The following is a 15,597-nucleotide window of genomic DNA, read 5'->3' on the forward strand; positions in this document are numbered from 1 at the left end:
GTGTTACAGGTGCTAAACCTGAGGGAAGAGATTTGTTGCGCCGGCGGAGCGGGGAGTCAGCCTAACGGGGTGGCGCGGGGCTCCGGCGGGTAAGGGCGCTTAGATGGAGTCTGCTTCTTCGCCGTTCGAGTTCATCGAGATGAGCGCGGGGGCCACGATCATGGCCAGGAAAACCAGTGCGAGAACAACGTCATGAACCATCGGGGGAGTTCCTCTGCTTTCTGGGGCAGGTGAACTGCCTCTGAAAACAATCTTCCGCCGATGCTCGAAAACGCTGTATCCCACGGAGGCAGTTTCTCGATGACGCTTTCGTGGGATGTGCCGAAAAGGTCATATTCTTCGAATTTTCAAAGGAAAACGCTATGCCCGAGGTCCGGCATAGCGTTTGTGGTTACCGCGAAGAAGCGAAACGGGTTACCGCGTTGTCGATCGCGTCAGGCGAGTTGCGAGGTGCAGAACTTGCAGCGCCTGGCCGCGATCGGCACGTCGGAGAGGCACTCCGGGCAGGGCTTGGTCGTCGGTGCGACGACCTCAGCAGGCTTCTTCACCTTGGCCAGCAGATAGTTGAGCGGCACGACGACGAAGAAGTACACCACACCCGCGACGATCAGGAAATTGATGACGGCGTTCAGGAAGCTGCCGTACTGGATCGGCGTGCCGTTCAGGTCGAAGACGACCTTTGAGAAGTCGGGCTTCTTGATGATGGCGGCGATGAACTGCATCAGGATGTTATTGGTCAGCGCCGTGACGACCGCGCCGAACGCGCCGCCGATGATGACGGCGACGGCCAGATCGACAACATTGCCGCGGAGGATGAAATCGCGAAAGCCTTTAAGCATGGTTTCTCCGGTTGAAACAAAGATGAGCCCGTCGGGTATGGGTTGGAGTATACCCCAGAGGTGGTATGGCGGAGCGTGGGAAAACCTGGCCAAAAACCACCTAAGGGCGAACCGATTTGCCCCCGGCAAACCACAGCGCATACGGATAGGCGAGCAAAAAGAAGATCATCGCCAGCGCCATCAGGTCCATGTAGATGCAGAGCACGACGCCTCCGTGGTAGAAGCTCCAGCGGCGTTGAATGCAGCGAATCGTGTCGATCGTCCCGGCGATGCAAACGGCAAGCGGCAGCAGGAGCAGCAGCGTGGTGCGGTTGTGCGGGAAGTCCGAGAGCGGGAACGACCAGGCCAGGCTCGCGACCACCAGCACGTTCCCCCGGATGAGGGAACGCCGGCGCGGGTTGAGGTATTCGAAGATCAAAACCGGTTGCGGTCCTCTGCTTCCAGCATATGCCTCCGGCTTGCGATCAAGCCTAATGCGGTGCGTTTACAGGCGTGTCCGCAGCCGGTTTCGGCGGCACGGGTGCGGCGGATGCAGTAACCGGCGGCAGATTTTTGACGGCGTCGACGGGAATTTCAACCGCGCCGATGTGGCTGTCCAGCGCGTCGTGGACCGCGATGCGCAGGTAGTACTCGCCCTTGGCCGGGACGCTGACCTCCTGGTGAAAGGGCACGCCGCCGTGCATCGTCGCGTTGTACTGCGCGGCGGTGATGTTGGCCTCGGTGTCGCGCAGGGAGATGTTGATCAACTGGCCCTCGGGATCGTAGACATAGACGACCCACTGCAGCGAGCAGTGGTACTTGCCCTCGGCCGTGTGTTCGAAGGTAATCATGCGCGGATCGGCGGCGTAGTCGACCGCATAGCGGCGATACGGACCGTGCGCCTTTTTGGGGTCGGGGTTGACCTGGTTGCCGGGCGCGACCTCGGGCTCGTTCTCGGCGGAGACGGGCAGGGCGCGCACCTTGAAGATGATCTGCGTCGAGCCGGGCGAGCCATGCATCATGGCGGTGTGGACGGCGGGCGGGGTCGGCGTGGCGGTGGCCGCGGTCTCGGTGTGTCCCTTCTTTGGCGGCGCGTCGGGGTCGTCGGAGTAGTATCCGTGGCGATAGGAGAGGTTGTACCCCTGCTGCGCGAGCGTAACTTTGATGGGGCGGTAGTCGCCGTTCCACTTCGTGTCCGACGGCGCGTAGGTCAGGGTGTAGTAGTTGGAGCCGTTTTCGATAGCCTTGGTGACTGCCTGCGCGAGGCCGTTGGTGTTGATGTACGCCTCGCCGCCCGTATCCTGCGCCATGCGCTGCATGGTGGCGTGTTCGCCGGTGGTCTTGTTGAAGAAGGCGGTGTTGGCCTGGCCGAAGGCTGCGGGGTTGCGCGCGAACTTCGCGCCGGAGGTGGACGCGTCGAACATGGGCGCGACCATCAGGCCGCGCGCGTCCACGGGATAGACCGCGACCTGGCTGCGTGCGAGCAGGTTGGTCGTCTCGCGGTACTCATCTTCCATCTCCAGAACCGCCGCGAAGGGATCGCCACCCGCCGCGCCAACCTCGCCATCGGGCAGGATGTCGAGCGGGAAGGAGCCGGAGAACCAGATGAGATTCTTGCGGCCGGGTAGATTCGACAGGTAGCGCGCAAGGTTGTTCATCGCGTCCAGCGTGTACTCCACGCGCTGCTGAATCATGAAGGACTGCTCGATGGATTCGAAGGTGGAGACGTTGGCCGAGATCTGGGCCATGCCGAAGTCGCTCAGATCGCCGCTATCCGCGGTGGCGCCGTTGGCGGGATCGTCGAGCAGCAGCGAGGCGCGGATGCTCTTCGTCTTGTTGATCGCCGTCTTCAGCACATCGGGATCGGAGGTAAAGCCTTGCAGCAGAACGAGCTTCGAGGTGAGGCCGAAGATGGCGACGCGGGTGCCGGGCTTCGCATGCTTCAGATAGTCGAGCAGTTGGTTGCGGACGAACATCTGGTCCTTCAACGGCGTGTTCAGCGTATCGAGCAGCACGATGTTCAGCGCGCTGTTAACGGGCGCGGGCTCGAAGTTGGTGAAGATGCCGGGCGGCATCTTGGGCATCGGCTCGAACTTGGCGGCGGCCGCGTCGGTCAGGGCCGAGTGTTCGTCGAAGCTCTTGATCTGCTGCGGCTTCTTGCTCTCGAGCAGGGTGAAGTCGCTCTGCTTCAAGCCGTGGACGGGGTGATGATCGCGATCGGTCACGACCACATCCACGACGACCAGCTTGGCGGTCGAGTGCAGTGTCGTGATGCCCTCGTCTTTTACGAGCTGAGTCGTGGGCGCGGCGGCCGTTTTGGCGGGCGCTTGAGCCGTGGTTTGGGACGGCGCCTGGGCAGCGGTTTGTGCGATGGCCGGGATGCCGGCGAACGTCGCAAGAGCAAGGGCAGCGGGTAGAAGACGCGGCATCGGGGACCTCGGGCTACGGGGGAATTGTAACCCGAGGCGATGCGTATTTAGGCGAGAATCGCAGCATCGGCGATGCGCGCAATCGACTCCTCGAAGGGCGCCGTGAGCACGCCGCGCTCCGTGATGATGGCGGTGATGTATTTTGAAGGAGTTACGTCGAAGGCAGGATTTTCGATGCCCACATTGTCCGGCGTCATCTGCTTTCCGTTCGAGTGCGTGACCTCTTTGCGGTCGCGCTGTTCGATGGGAATCAGGTCGCCGTGTGCGGTGTTCACATCGATCGTCGCCCAGGGCGCGGCGACATAGAACGGGATGCCGAACTCCTTCGCAAGGATCGCGACGCCGAAGGTGCCGATCTTGTTCGCCGTGTCGCCGTTGGCCGCGATGCGGTCCGCGCCGACGATGCAGGCCTGGATGCGGCCCTTGCTCATCAGGTACGCGGCCATGTTGTCGCAGGCGACGGTGGTGGGGATGTTGTCCTTCATCAGCTCCCACGCGGTCAGCCGAGCGCCTTGCAGATAGGGCCGGGTTTCGTCGGCGATGACGTCGATCTTGTGCCCCTGCTCGACCGCCGCGCGGATGACGCCGAGAGCCGACCCGTAGCCACAGGCCGCCAGCGCACCGGCGTTGCAGTGGGTCAGGATGGTGCCCTCCTGCGGAAGCAGGGCGGCGCCGTTCGCCCCGAGAGTCTTGCAGTTGGCGATGTCCTCGTCGTACATCTCGTTCGCGAGCGCGATGACGGCCAGCTTGATCTCGGGAATCGGCGTGTTCTTCGCCGCGAGCGAGTTGTAAAGATCGCGGACGCGGTCGATGCCCCAGAAAAGGTTGACGGCAGTGGGACGTGTGGCGGCAAGGTGCGCGCAGATCTCGGCGACCTCGGCGTTCAGTGTCGGGATGTCGGTCGCGGTCGACCGGTCGATGCCGATCGCCACGCCCATGGCGCCGGAGACGCCGATGGCCATCGCGCCACGCGTGATCATGTCGCGGATGACGGTCGCAACCTGTTTGTAATCGGTGGCGAGGACGTAGACCTCCTCGTGCGGGAGCTTGGTTTGATCGAGGAAGTTAACGCCTTCAGGGAGCCATTCGAGGGTAGGAATCATGTCGTATTTAGTTTATCGCGGATGAGCTTGGGCGTAGGATTTCGGTATGGGGTCGTTGCGGTTCGACGGAGTAAGATTTTTCGTTTACGTCGATGACCACCCGCCCCCGCACGTGCACGCAAAGTATGCGGAGACGGAGGCTGTTCTCGATCTTTTACCAGACAGTGGGATTGCGATCTCAAGCAGACCCTTCGCAATCGATCCGCCGAACGCGAAGGCTAGCGATTTGAAGAAGATACTCAAAGTCGCGCGCGATCACGAGGCGGTCCTTCGAGAACTTTGGCAGAGCATCCATGGAGGGAAGTGAGATGACGGAAGAAGAGATCGACACTGCGACCAAGGAGATGATCGAAGGGGCTTTGGAGCGCGCGAAGAGCGAGCCTAAGGACGACCGCGTGACAGCTACGGCTGTGCGCTTCGACGCCGCGTTGCGACTGCTTCTGATCACACTGTCCAATGGACGGCGGCTAACGATTCCTCAGGAGGATTTGCAGCATCTCGCGAATGCAAGCGTTGAAGATGCATCAGATGTGACGATTGAGATGCGCGGGCGTGGAATTCATTGGGAGAAGCTGGACTTGGATTTCTCTGTCCAGGGGCTGATTGAAGGTAGGCGTGGAAATGCTCAGTGGATGAAAGATTTCAATGCGAGATTGCAAACCAACGTCGCTGCATGATCTTTAGTAAAAGCTCCACGGTGAATGCGGAAATATGACTGACGCGATTGTGATCCATCGTCCGGAAGAGATTGCTCAGCATATGGATCAAGTTCGTGAAGCGGCTCGAAGGGCTCACGATTGGATATCGCTCCAGAGTACCGATCCAATCGAGTTTTTGAAGAACGTTAAGTTTGAAAAAAAGGGATATCACCCTGTCACTCATGAGCCTTTAAATCTCATCGAGCAGGTCAATCAGACCTGGACGTATTTGGTTGCTCTGCATGCTACGGAGTTGCTCTTCAAAGAACACCCCAGCGCCGGTGGGTTCAGGCTCGCTCCAGGCGCAAACGCATCTCAGGAATTGGACATCATGAGTGTAGTCCCCGGAATGGTGGGAGCTGAAACGTTTGCTGCGACTTCACCTGGAAGCAATGGCAAGCTGAAAAGAGATTTGGAGAAAATGGCTGGCCGCAGCGAATTGCATCGTTATGTCTTCTTCGCATGCCCACAAGAACGCTACCGGGAAACCCAAAAACAACTAAATCACTGCTCGAGTGGCGTGGAAGTCTGGTCGATAGCAATTTAGCTACTTTAGCGCGATATGCGCCTTCCGCACGTCCGTCGCGGTAAACACACTGACAAACTTAGCCTTCCCCGCAGCCGCTTCGATGGCCGCCCGCCCACCCTGTTCGCGGTCGACCAGACAGAGCACCCCGATGACCTCCATCCCCGCCTCGCGTGCGGCTTCGATGGCCGTGATGGTCGAGCCGCCGGTCGTGCAGACGTCGTCCACGATGACCACCTTGGCGCCCGGCTTCAGGAAGCCTTCTACCTTGCGGCCGGTGCCGTGGGTCTTCTCGGACTTGCGGACGAGGAAGCCGTGGATGAGCTTCGGCTCGTCGCCGGGGTCTTCGGTCTCGTCGAGGTCCATCTCGGCGGCGAGCTGCTGAATCTCGTGCCAGTCGGCGAGCGCCCATGCGCTGGCGCTGGCGGTGTTCGAGACCAGCGGATCGGCGCCCATGGTCAGGCCCCCGACGGCCTCGGCCTTCGGCATGTGCTTCTGGATGAGGTCGTAGAGCACCAGCCCGGCCAGGCGGCCACCCTCGGCGTGCAGCGTCGTGGTGCGGCAATCGATATAGTAGTCCGACTTCTTGCCGCTCGCGAGCGTGAAGTCGCCCAGCTTGAAGGAGTGGGTGGCGATGAGGTCGAGTAGCGCGGCGCGGGTATCCATGGCTCTACGCTAATTGGTTCTGCGGCGCGGGCGTGTGGAAAAGCTAGTCCTTCATCTTGTCGAGATGGCGGAAGGCGCCAGTCTGGATGAAGAGCACGAAGAAGATGGTGAAGTTATAGGTCGCATGCAGCAGGGTGGAGGCCGCGACCGACTTCAACCGAACACGCACGGCGGTGAGAACCCAGGACACGACCATGAGCACTGCAACCGAACGCCATGCATAGCCGATCTGCGCGGCGTGGATGGCGGCGAAGCACGCGCTGCTGATGAGGCCCGAGACGACGAGAGCCGGCGTCGACAGCGTGTCGGTCGTGATCCATGCCTGATAGGCGTCCGCGTTGCGCTTCAGCGAGATCCAGTCGAAGGCGATGGCGAGCGCCGGCAGCAGAAAGCCGCGGAAGATAATCTCTTCGGTCAGTGGCGCCAGCAGTGTGCCGAAGGCGACGATGAGCCACACGTCCGACTGCGTCTTGAAGAACTCCTCGATCGGCGCGGACTTTGGCGGCGTCAGCACCGTTTGCAACGCCTGCACGGCGATGCTAAGCACGACGCCTGCCGGGATGATCCGCAGCGCGTATTTCCGAGCGGCGGCGGCATTCCATTGCAGGCCGATGGCGAAGCCGCGCTTCCACATCAGCGGGAAGAACGCCCATGCCGTCAGCAGGGAGACGATGTAGGTCGCGCCCAGCGTCGCGAGCTGAATCTTCGGGTTCATCAGCCCTGGCAGCACCTGATCCAGGCCGCTCTTCCGACCGCCCGTGTGCATCAGGAGCAAGCCTGCCGCGACGCCCTGCGAGAGGAGCAGCAGGATAAAGATCGTGACGCCAAACAGCGCGGCATGCCCGAGGTGTGGCACGCGAGCGAGGACTGGCGGCGGAGGCGGAGCAGGCGAGTTCCACTCGCTGAGGCCAATGGACTCAGCGGGAGGCGGAGCGGGGCTAGAGGAGGTATGGGCTTCCGGCGGGAGTGGCTCGATCATGCAGGCTTCCTAAAAGCTGATTGAAGAACTAAACGAAAACCGTACCTCGGTGCTAGAGCCGCAGTGCTCTTTCAGTGCTTGTAGCATGACTGAATTTGCGTCATCGGCAGAGCGGATCATTTCTTCGGACGACCTGCGGCCTTCTTCGCCGCAGTCCTGGTGGCCGGTTTCGCGGCGGCCTTGACAGCTTTCTTTGCGGCCTTTTTCGCTGGCTTCTTTTCGGGTTTTTCCTTGGAGGCAGTGGGTACGCCGGTCTTCTTCTCGGGCGCGACGAACTTGCTCTTGGTCTTGATCGCATCGGCCTCGGCGCGGATGCTGTCGGGCTGGGCGCCGGCGTAGCTCCTGCCGGACTCCAGAACCGTCCGGAGTTCTTCCGAGCTGTAGTGGTTACGCAGGAACTGGCCGGTGTAGCTTGCGGCGACCGTGGCGAGCTGTTCCGGCGTGCCATGGCCGACGACCGTGCCGCCGCCCTCACCGCCTTCCGGGCCCATGTCCAGTAGGTAGTCGGCGTTGCGGATGATGTCGAGATTGTGCTCGATGATGACGACCGTGTTGCCGAGGTCGGTAAGGCGGTGCAGGACCTCAAGCAGCCGCCGCACATCGTCGAAGTGCAGGCCGGTGGTCGGCTCGTCGAGCAGGTAGAGCGTGCGCCCGGTCTGGCGTTTGGACAACTCGCGGGCCAGCTTCATGCGCTGGGCCTCGCCGCCCGAGAGCGTCGTCGCGGACTGGCCGAGATGGATGTAGCCGAGGCCGACGTCGACCAGCGTCTGCAGCTTGACGTTGACCGAGGGGATGTCCTTGAGGATCGGCACGGCGTCGGCGATGGCGAGGTCGAGCAAGTCGGCGATGGAGTAGCCGTTGAACTTGACCGAGAGCGTCTCCTGATTGTAACGGCGACCGTTACATACCTCGCAGAGCACATAGACGTCGGGCAGGAAGTTCATCTCGATGCGCCGCTGGCCTTCGCCCTGGCAGGCCTCGCAGCGTCCACCGACGACGTTGAAGGAGAAGCGGCCTGGCTTGTAGCCGCGCTCGCGCGACTCCGGCAGCATCGCGAAGAGATCGCGGATCGCGGCGAAGACGCCGGTGTACGTCGCGGGGTTCGAGCGCGGCGTTCGGCCGATGGGGGTCTGGTCGATCTGGATGACCTTGTCGAGCTGGTCGATGCCGATGACCTTGCCATGCTGGCCGGGCTCTTCCTTCGAGCCATACAGTTCTTTGGCGAGCGACCGGTAGAGAATGTCGTTCACCAGCGTCGACTTGCCCGAGCCGCTGACGCCGGTGATGACGGTCATGACGCCGATGGGGAAGTGCGCGGTGACGTGCTGCAGGTTGTGCGAGTGCGCGTCCTCGACGGTAATCCAGCGGCCGGTGAGCGGACGCGGCGCCTTGTCCTCGCTGCCGTCCTCGCGGATGCGCGTGGGCCGGGTGACGATTTCGATCTTTCCGGCGAGGTACTGCCCGGTGACCGAGTTCGGGTTGTCCATGATCTCCTGCGGGGTGCCCGAGGCCATGATGTGGCCGCCGTGCTTGCCCGCGCCGGGGCCGATGTCGAGGATGTAGTCGGCCTTGCGCATGGTGTCTTCGTCGTGCTCGACGACGAGGACGGTGTTGCCGAGATCGCGCAGGGCTTCGAGCGCCGTGATGAGCTTCTGGTTGTCGCGCTGGTGCAGGCCGATGCTCGGCTCGTCCAGCACGTAGAGCACGCCGCGCAGGCGCGAGCCGATCTGTGTCGCGAGGCGGATGCGCTGGCCTTCGCCGCCCGAGAGCGTCGCCGCGGAGCGATCCAGAGACAGGTAGCCGAGACCCACTGCGTTCAGGAATTCGAGGCGTTCGATCACCTCGCGCTGCAGCCGGTCGGCGATGATGCGGTCGCGGCCAGTAAAGTTCATGCCCTGCGCCGCGACCAGTGCGCGGGTGAGCGACAGGCCGGTGAAGTCGGCGATGGAGGCGTCGTTCACCGTCACGGCCAGCGATTCCGGCCTCAGGCGTTTGCCCTTGCACCGCGGGCAGACGCTGGCGGACATGTACTGCATCATGTACTCGCGATAGCCCTCGGACTTGGTCTCTTCAAGGTTCGAGCGAAGATAGGCGAAGATGCCATGGAAGCCGGTGCGGCTGGCCTCGGTCTTCGGCGGTCCGTAAAGCAGAATCTCGCGGTCTTCGAGCTTCAGCTCGCTGAACGGAACCTTGAGGTTGATCTTGTAGCGGTCGGCCGCGAGCTTGATGAGGCGCAGCAGGTACTGCGAACCCGACCCCGGGCCCATCGCTCCGTCGAGCAGGGGTTTGGACCAGTCGGTGATGGTCTTGCCGGGGTCGAAGTCGTAGATGCTGCCCAGGCCGTGGCACTCCGGGCAGGCGCCGTAGTTGGAGTTGAAGGAGAAGCTGCGCGGCTCGAGCTTGGGCACGTTGATGCCGCAGTCCGGGCAGGCCATCGACGAACTGTAGAGCGTCTCGTCCATGCCGTGGATGGCGATCAGGACCAGGCCGTTGGCCATGCCGAGCGCCTTCTGGACGCTGGCCTCGAGACGGCGCGTGTCGTACTTCGGCGGCAGGCCGGCCAGGGTCGAATTGACGTCGTTCGGATCGGCGGGCAGCGGCTTCAGGATAATGCGGTCGACGACGGCTTCGATAGTGTGGTTCTTGCGCTTTTCAAGGCGCATGCCCTCGGTCAGCTCGGTCATCTCGCCATCGATGCGGGCGCGGAAGCCCTGCTGGTCGAGCGCTTCGAGCTCCTCGCGGAACTCGCCCTTGCGGCCCCGGACGATGGGCGCGAAGACGGTGATGCGTTCACCGGGCGCCAGCGCCGCGATGCGCTCGACGATCTGGTCGGCGGACTGGCGCGAGATGGCGTGGCCGCAGTTGGGGCAGTGCGGCTGGCCGACGCTGGCGTAGAGCAGGCGCAGGTAGTCGTAGATCTCCGTGATGGTGCCGACGGTCGAGCGCGGGCTGCGCGAGGTCGTCTTCTGCTCGATCGAAATCGCCGGCGACAGGCCGTCGATGGCGTCGACGTCGGGCCGCTCCATCTGGTCGAGGAACTGGCGCGCGTAGGCCGAGAGGGTCTCGACGTAGCGGCGCTGTCCCTCAGCGTAGATGGTGTCGAAGGCGAGCGAGGATTTGCCGGAGCCCGAAAGCCCGGTGACGACCGTGAGCGTGTTGCGCGGGATGGCCACGCTGACGTTCTTCAGGTTGTGCTGCCGTGCGCCGCGCACGGTGATGTGGGTGATGCCGGGCCGTCTGGGTCTTGCCGTCGAGATTTCCGTCGTGTTCATGGTGTGCGCGCTGCCGCCTTTCGGCCAAAGCTCTAGGATACGGCATCCAGAGGGAATGAAGTGAGATGGGACATTTGTGAGTCCCTCGTTAAAATGTACCGAAATGCACAACAGCGGCTAAGAATTCTAGCGTCTGACTGGCAGTAGGTTTGCGAGAATAAGGCTGTTGCACCTTTCGTGGTACATCGGGGCGTTTTTTGAGCCTTCCGCGAAAGTGATTGGCTGAGCGAAGAGGAGTTTCCCGTGGATCTGTCGATTGTCTTGGTTGCCGCTGTTCTGGCCTCGCTGGCGCTGGGTGTTCTGCTCGCGCATGGCATCTGCGTGGCGATGTTCCAGATCTTCCGGATTCACTCGCGCCAGGTGGCGATGACGCGGTCGGCGCGCACGGCGATGAAGCCTGCGGTGACGGGCGGCGTGGTCGAAGGTTAGAATTTTCAACGGTTTCGCTGACGTTTCCTGGGGTTGAGTCCCGCTGCGGATGTCAGTCGTCCTGACCGCGGCGAACCTGCCTCAGCAACCGAAGCCGCAACGCAAATGCACCACTTGTGGCAGGGCTGAAGCCTTGTCCTCAAGCAAAACCCACATTTTTCATTTTTATTCCTGCGGGGCAGTCTTTTTCTGCTGCATCTGCAAGAGCTGCTCGTAGATCTGCTGCGGCGTCTTGACGCCGTTGGGGGATTGGTCCGTCGTCGTCGCGGTGGAAGCGGCGGGGGTAGCGCTTGCATCGGATGAGGTCGCCGCTGCCGGGTTGTCACTCGTTACGGCTGTGGCCGCGGTGGCGGGCGACGGGGGCGGCTCGGAGACCGGCGGCGTCGGCGCGGACAGACGCATGGGAGGCTTGAAGCCCGATACCGGCCCAGGGCGTTGCTGTTGCGGCGGACGGTCGTCGTCCTGATCGCGGTCGTCCGACGCGCCGGCGCTGGGGCTCGGCGGGGTGGCGCCGCCGTGGCGCGGGGTCAGGATCAGCTCCGCGGGCAGCCGCGCGTCGTCTTCGACCAGCAGCATATTGCTGCCCGCGCCGTCCAGTAGCGCGTTCAACACCTCGCCGGGGCTGGCCGGGCCGTAGGCGCCGTAGACGCGCTCTTCGGTCACGCCGCCGGTGATCTTCATCCCGGTCTTCTGGGCGATGCTGCGCAGAATCTGGTTCAGGCTGGAGTTCTCCGCCTGCACGGTAAGCTGTCCGCCGGACCAGGTGACGGTCGCGCGGCGAGCGGGCTGCTGCTCCGGACGCAGCGGCACGGGTGGCGCAACGGGGGCGGCGGGCAGTACCGTGGGCGCGGTGGCCGGAATGGCGGCCGAAGGCTTCGCCTGGCCGGTCGGCGTCAGTTGCGCATGTCCCGCAAACGGCGCGAGCGCCAGCGCGGCGAATCCCAGGAGCGAGTGATGAAGACGGGTTGACGGATGGGCCGGCATATCTTGGATAGTCAGGTATAGGACGGGCTGGCGAGCGCAACGTCATCGCAGCGCAGCCCTGCTGTTAATAGTCTACTGCGCAATCTGCCGGATCGCCGGGCGGAGCGCCGAACATATGTACTAGACTGGCAGAGCATTCGTACTGCGAACGGCTGAGGAGACGCCTCGCACAGGACCACTCTATGGAGAAGAATTTGCTGAAGCAACTGGCTGCGGGAGTATTGTTGTCGGTGGCGTGCGCCGTCTCGCCTGCGGGCGCGGCCTTTGGCGAGACCTGCACGCCGCAGTCGCAGATGCAGCCCGGCGACCGCAACGACCTGGTGACGTCCTCGACCATGCTGGCGAAGGCGATCCAGAACGACGACCAGGCGTCGGTGAAGAGCACGACCATCGCCGAGTACGCCACGAACTTCGGCCAACTGGGCGACGCGATCGGCCGGATTGCCCCGAAGCTGAAGGGCGGCGCGCTGACGGTGGAGCAGGTCTACCTGCTGGACGCGTCGCTGCTCAAGAAGAATCCCGACGGTTCGTCGCCGGATGCGCAGTTTTTCTGCTCGCTGAACCGCACGACGGCGGAGGCGGACTTCAACATTCCCGGGCTGCCGCCGGGACGTTATGCCTTCTCGATGGTGAATATCGCGACGCCCGCGCCGTACCGGCTCTCGCTGCTGCTCCGGCAGGATGGCGGAAAGTGGCTGATGGCTGGCTTCTACCCCAAGGCGACGACCGCGGCCGGGCACGACGGGCTGTGGTTCTGGAAGGAAGCGCGGACGTATACCGCGCAGAAGCATCCGTGGGATGCCTGGCTCTACTACCAGCAGGCGCGCGCGCTGCTGGAGCCGGCGGGCTTTGTCGATAGCACGCACCTCGAAAAGCTGAAGACGGAGCTGGCCTCGGCCGCGCCGCCGGCGGTTGCGGACGGCGTCGGACAGGATAATCCGCTGGTGGTGAAGGGCGCGGACGGCGTCGAGTACCGGTTCACCGGCATCTTCGCGGATAACTCGCTGGACGCGCGCAATCTGGACGTGGCTTTGCATATGAAGGTCGACCCGCTGAGCGATGCGGCCGCCGCGCGGAAGCGCAATCTCGCCGCCATGACAGCGGTGCTCGCGGCGTATCCGGAGTTGAAGACGGCCTTCCACGGGCTTTGGATCTTCGCCGAAGCCGATGGCCAGAACCCCTATGCCACCGAACTTTCGATGGCGGAGATTCCGTAAAACGAACGTTTCCATCACTTTTACCGATTTTTTAGAAGCGTCACTGTAGTCTGATTCAGCGCAGATCTTTCACAAGGGGTTAGGGCCATGCCGAAGCCGGTAAAGACATTGAGCGAAGCGATCTGGAGCCGGCGGGCCACGCCCAGCTTCGACGGCGCTCCAATGCCGGCGGCGGATCTGCAGGCGATCATCGACGCTGGTCTGCAGGCTCCCAGCGGATACAACATGCAGCCCTGGCGGTTCGTGGTGGTGCAGGCGCCGGAGCAACTGCGCAGGCTGCGCGGCGCGAGCTACAACCAGGCCAAGGTGGAAGAGGCCTCGGCCGTGATCGTCGCATGCGGCGACATGGACGGCTGGCGCAAGGATCTGGACCTGATGCTGCAGATGGGGCGCGAGGGCGGCATGCCCGAGGCCTACGCCGAGCAGGCCCGGACGAGCGTGCCGAACTACCTTTCGAGCTTCAACCAGGACGCCATGCGCGGCTGGCTGAACAAGATGGTCATGATCTCCTTCACCCATATGTTGCTGATGGCGGAGGTGATGGGCTACGACACGGCGCCGATGGAAGGCTTCGAACAGGATAAGGTGCATGAGGTGCTGCGGCTGCCCATGAGCTACTGGGTGGTGGCGATGCTCGCCATCGGACATGCGAAGGGGCCGGACAAGTTCAACGGTGGGCGGTTCGACCGGAACCACACGGTCTTCGGCGAAGAGTACGGCAAGCCCCTGAAATAAATATTTAGATTCGGAGTGTTCGGAGGGAGCGTCCGATACGCATGAAACTCTTCCTGAAGAGCATGTCTTTTTTGCTCCTTGTACTGTTTGCCGCCGGGGTGGTCTTTTTCACCAACCCGCTCTGGGTGAACGACCAGGTTGTCGCTCTGCGGCTTTGGCGCGCCGGCGTGCACAGCCACTACGCCACGGTCGATGGCAACCGGATTCACTACCTCGAAGCGAAGCCCGGCGCGGACGGCAGGACGCTGGTGCTGGTGCATGGCCTGGGAGCGCGCGCGGAGGACTGGGCGCCGCTGATTCCGCGGCTGAAGGCGCAGGGCTATCACGTCTACGCGCTCGACCTGCTGGGGTACGGCCGTTCGGCACGGCCCGCCGATGCGGACTACTCGGTCTCACTCGAAGAGAAGACGGTGGTCGACTTCATGCAGACGCTGCACCTCGACCACGCGATCGTGGGCGGCTGGTCGATGGGTGGATGGGTGGTGTTGAAGCTGGCACTCGACCACCCGGAGCTGGCCGACACGCTGATGGTCTACGACTCGGCGGGGGTCTATTTTCCTCCCACCTGGGCTGCGGACCTCTTTACGCCCAGCGATCCCGCCGGACTCTTTCGCCTGCAGGAGATGCTGACCCCCGCCGCGAAGCCGCTGCCGGGCTTCGTCGGCCGGGACGCGATCCGCAAGCTGCAGCGCAATGCCTGGATCGTCAACCGCAGCCTGGCCTCGATGACCGCCGGGCGCGACCTGCTGGACTTTCGTCTGCACAGCCTGAAGCAGCCGACGCTGTTGATGTGGGGCGGGGAGGACAGGCTGATTCCGCCCGCAACCGGCGAGGCGATGCAGCGGGAGATTCCGCACGCTGAGCTGGCGATCGTGCCCGGATGCGGGCATCTCGCACCGAGCGAGTGCTCCGGGGCGGTGTTCGCCGGGACGCTGAAGTTTCTGAAAGCAGGGAATACGGAATAGAGCTTAGGGGATGAGCGGCTACAGTTCCTGGTCCCTGGTTCCCGCTTCCTCATCACTGCGCCACTGATACGCCCCCGCCTGCGGCAGCCCGACATGCGCGAGCACCCGCTGGACGAACTGCTTCGCCATCTCGGACGTGCTCTGCGGCAGGTTGTAGAGCGTTGGCATCACCGGGTAGATGACGGCGCCGGCTTCGGCCGCGAGCGTCATATTGCGCAGGTGGATGCGGTTGAAGGGCGTCTCGCGAATGCAGAGCAGCAGCGACCGTCGCTCCTTCAGACAGACGTCCGCCGCGCGTTCGATCAGGTTGCCGGCCATGCCGTTGGCGATACCGGCAAGCGTGCCCATGGAGCAGGGCAGAACGATCATCCCATCCGATGGATAGCTGCCGCTGGCGATGTTCGCGCCGATGTCGACGTTCGTATGTTGTTGAATCTTCGTGGATGGACGACCGATCAATCGCTCGACGAGGTCGTTGCGGCCGGCTATCTGGAGTTCTTCGGCGAGCACGCGCAGGCAGGAATCGGAGACGACGAAGTTGACGCGGATGACGCGCTCGTCGGCCTCAAGCGCGCGCAACATCTCCACGGTGAAGACGGCTCCGCTGGCGCCGGTGGCGGCGAGGGTCAGGTTTTGCGGGTATTGACGGGATGAACTCACAGGGTTCGATTATCTACGATCCCGATCTTTTTCCGTCTACCGGATCGCGAGGCGTCAAAAAAACCGCATCAAACTTGTTGTAACAGGGTTATTTCGAAATAGAGGGATTCGTGCAT

The 15,597-nt window shown here is 62.9% G+C and carries 16 protein-coding genes; 7 read left to right on the top strand and 9 right to left on the bottom strand.

Translation table 11 applies throughout. The annotated features are described in order from the left end of the window. Positions 1-434: 434 nt before the first annotated feature. The 4 genes from mscL to mtnA all read right to left on the bottom strand — a co-directional run bounded on the left by mscL (position 435) and on the right by mtnA (position 4,350). Entirely contained in the window at positions 435-839 is a 405-nt protein-coding gene (mscL, locus tag CHB87_RS10110) for a large conductance mechanosensitive channel protein MscL (RefSeq protein ID WP_089408313.1), read from the bottom strand. Between the two features lie 100 nt (positions 840-939). After that, a complete protein-coding gene (locus CHB87_RS10115; protein ID WP_089408314.1) occupies positions 940-1,257 on the bottom strand; it encodes a permease in 318 nt (105 codons plus the stop codon). A 52-nt stretch (positions 1,258-1,309) separates the two neighbouring features. Further along, a complete protein-coding gene (locus tag CHB87_RS10120) occupies positions 1,310-3,247 on the bottom strand; it encodes a VWA domain-containing protein (protein WP_089408315.1) in 1,938 nt (645 codons plus the stop codon). A 47-nt stretch (positions 3,248-3,294) separates the two neighbouring features. Beyond that, complete coding sequence (mtnA, locus tag CHB87_RS10125) at positions 3,295-4,350, bottom strand: S-methyl-5-thioribose-1-phosphate isomerase (RefSeq protein WP_089408316.1); 1,056 nt, start codon at positions 4,348-4,350, stop codon at positions 3,295-3,297. A 46-nt stretch (positions 4,351-4,396) separates the two neighbouring features. On the opposite strand from mtnA, the gene CHB87_RS22870 reads away from it, so the two are divergent. The 3 genes from CHB87_RS22870 to CHB87_RS10140 are packed head-to-tail and all read left to right on the top strand — an operon-like array spanning position 4,397 to position 5,595. Continuing rightward, positions 4,397-4,657, top strand: coding sequence for a DUF4160 domain-containing protein (locus CHB87_RS22870; protein ID WP_089408317.1), 261 nt, complete (start codon positions 4,397-4,399; stop codon positions 4,655-4,657). 1 nt (position 4,658) lies between these two features. After that, positions 4,659-5,027, top strand: a complete 369-nt coding sequence (locus tag CHB87_RS10135; RefSeq protein WP_176441689.1) for a DUF2442 domain-containing protein — start codon at positions 4,659-4,661, stop codon at positions 5,025-5,027. A gap of 34 nt (positions 5,028-5,061) precedes the next feature. Next, positions 5,062-5,595: a hypothetical protein gene (locus CHB87_RS10140; RefSeq protein WP_089408319.1), complete on the top strand. Its 534-nt coding sequence runs from the start codon at positions 5,062-5,064 to the stop codon at positions 5,593-5,595. Here CHB87_RS10140 and pyrE read toward each other — a convergent pair whose 3' ends face one another. The 3 genes from pyrE to uvrA form a co-directional block, all read right to left on the bottom strand. Then, positions 5,596-6,240 carry an orotate phosphoribosyltransferase gene (gene pyrE / locus CHB87_RS10145; protein ID WP_089408320.1) on the bottom strand — a complete coding sequence of 215 codons (645 nt, stop codon included), beginning with the start codon at positions 6,238-6,240 and terminating at the stop codon, positions 5,596-5,598. 43 nt (positions 6,241-6,283) lie between these two features. Next, on the bottom strand, positions 6,284-7,219 hold the full coding sequence (locus CHB87_RS10150) for a CPBP family intramembrane glutamic endopeptidase (RefSeq protein ID WP_089408321.1): 936 nt from the start codon (positions 7,217-7,219) through the stop codon (positions 6,284-6,286). 116 nt (positions 7,220-7,335) lie between these two features. Beyond that, on the bottom strand, positions 7,336-10,491 hold the full coding sequence (uvrA, locus tag CHB87_RS10155; protein WP_089408322.1) for an excinuclease ABC subunit UvrA: 3,156 nt from the start codon (positions 10,489-10,491) through the stop codon (positions 7,336-7,338). A gap of 243 nt (positions 10,492-10,734) precedes the next feature. Between uvrA and CHB87_RS10160 the strand changes: the two genes are divergently transcribed. Then, entirely contained in the window at positions 10,735-10,920 is a 186-nt protein-coding gene (locus CHB87_RS10160; protein WP_089408323.1) for a hypothetical protein, read from the top strand. 165 nt (positions 10,921-11,085) lie between these two features. Here the strand turns inward: CHB87_RS10160 and CHB87_RS10165 are convergent, their stop codons facing one another. Beyond that, positions 11,086-11,904 (bottom strand): hypothetical protein, encoded by an 819-nt coding sequence (locus CHB87_RS10165; protein ID WP_089408324.1) that lies wholly within the window; start codon positions 11,902-11,904, stop codon positions 11,086-11,088. 182 nt (positions 11,905-12,086) lie between these two features. Here CHB87_RS10165 and CHB87_RS10170 point away from each other — a divergent pair, with 182 nt between their 5' ends. From CHB87_RS10170 to CHB87_RS10180, 3 genes are all read left to right on the top strand, one after another. After that, entirely contained in the window at positions 12,087-13,121 is a 1,035-nt protein-coding gene (locus tag CHB87_RS10170) for a hypothetical protein (protein WP_245817924.1), read from the top strand. An 87-nt stretch (positions 13,122-13,208) separates the two neighbouring features. Continuing rightward, complete coding sequence (locus tag CHB87_RS10175; protein ID WP_089408326.1) at positions 13,209-13,856, top strand: nitroreductase family protein; 648 nt, start codon at positions 13,209-13,211, stop codon at positions 13,854-13,856. A 62-nt stretch (positions 13,857-13,918) separates the two neighbouring features. Next, positions 13,919-14,821 (top strand): alpha/beta fold hydrolase, encoded by a 903-nt coding sequence (locus tag CHB87_RS10180; RefSeq protein WP_245817925.1) that lies wholly within the window; start codon positions 13,919-13,921, stop codon positions 14,819-14,821. A gap of 18 nt (positions 14,822-14,839) precedes the next feature. Here CHB87_RS10180 and CHB87_RS10185 read toward each other — a convergent pair whose 3' ends face one another. Next, positions 14,840-15,481 (bottom strand): UbiX family flavin prenyltransferase, encoded by a 642-nt coding sequence (locus CHB87_RS10185; protein WP_089408328.1) that lies wholly within the window; start codon positions 15,479-15,481, stop codon positions 14,840-14,842. Positions 15,482-15,597: the final 116 nt, after the last annotated feature.

It is taken from the genome of Granulicella rosea (assembly GCF_900188085.1).
In the GTDB taxonomy this organism is placed as follows: Bacteria; Acidobacteriota; Terriglobia; order Terriglobales; family Acidobacteriaceae; genus Edaphobacter; species Edaphobacter rosea.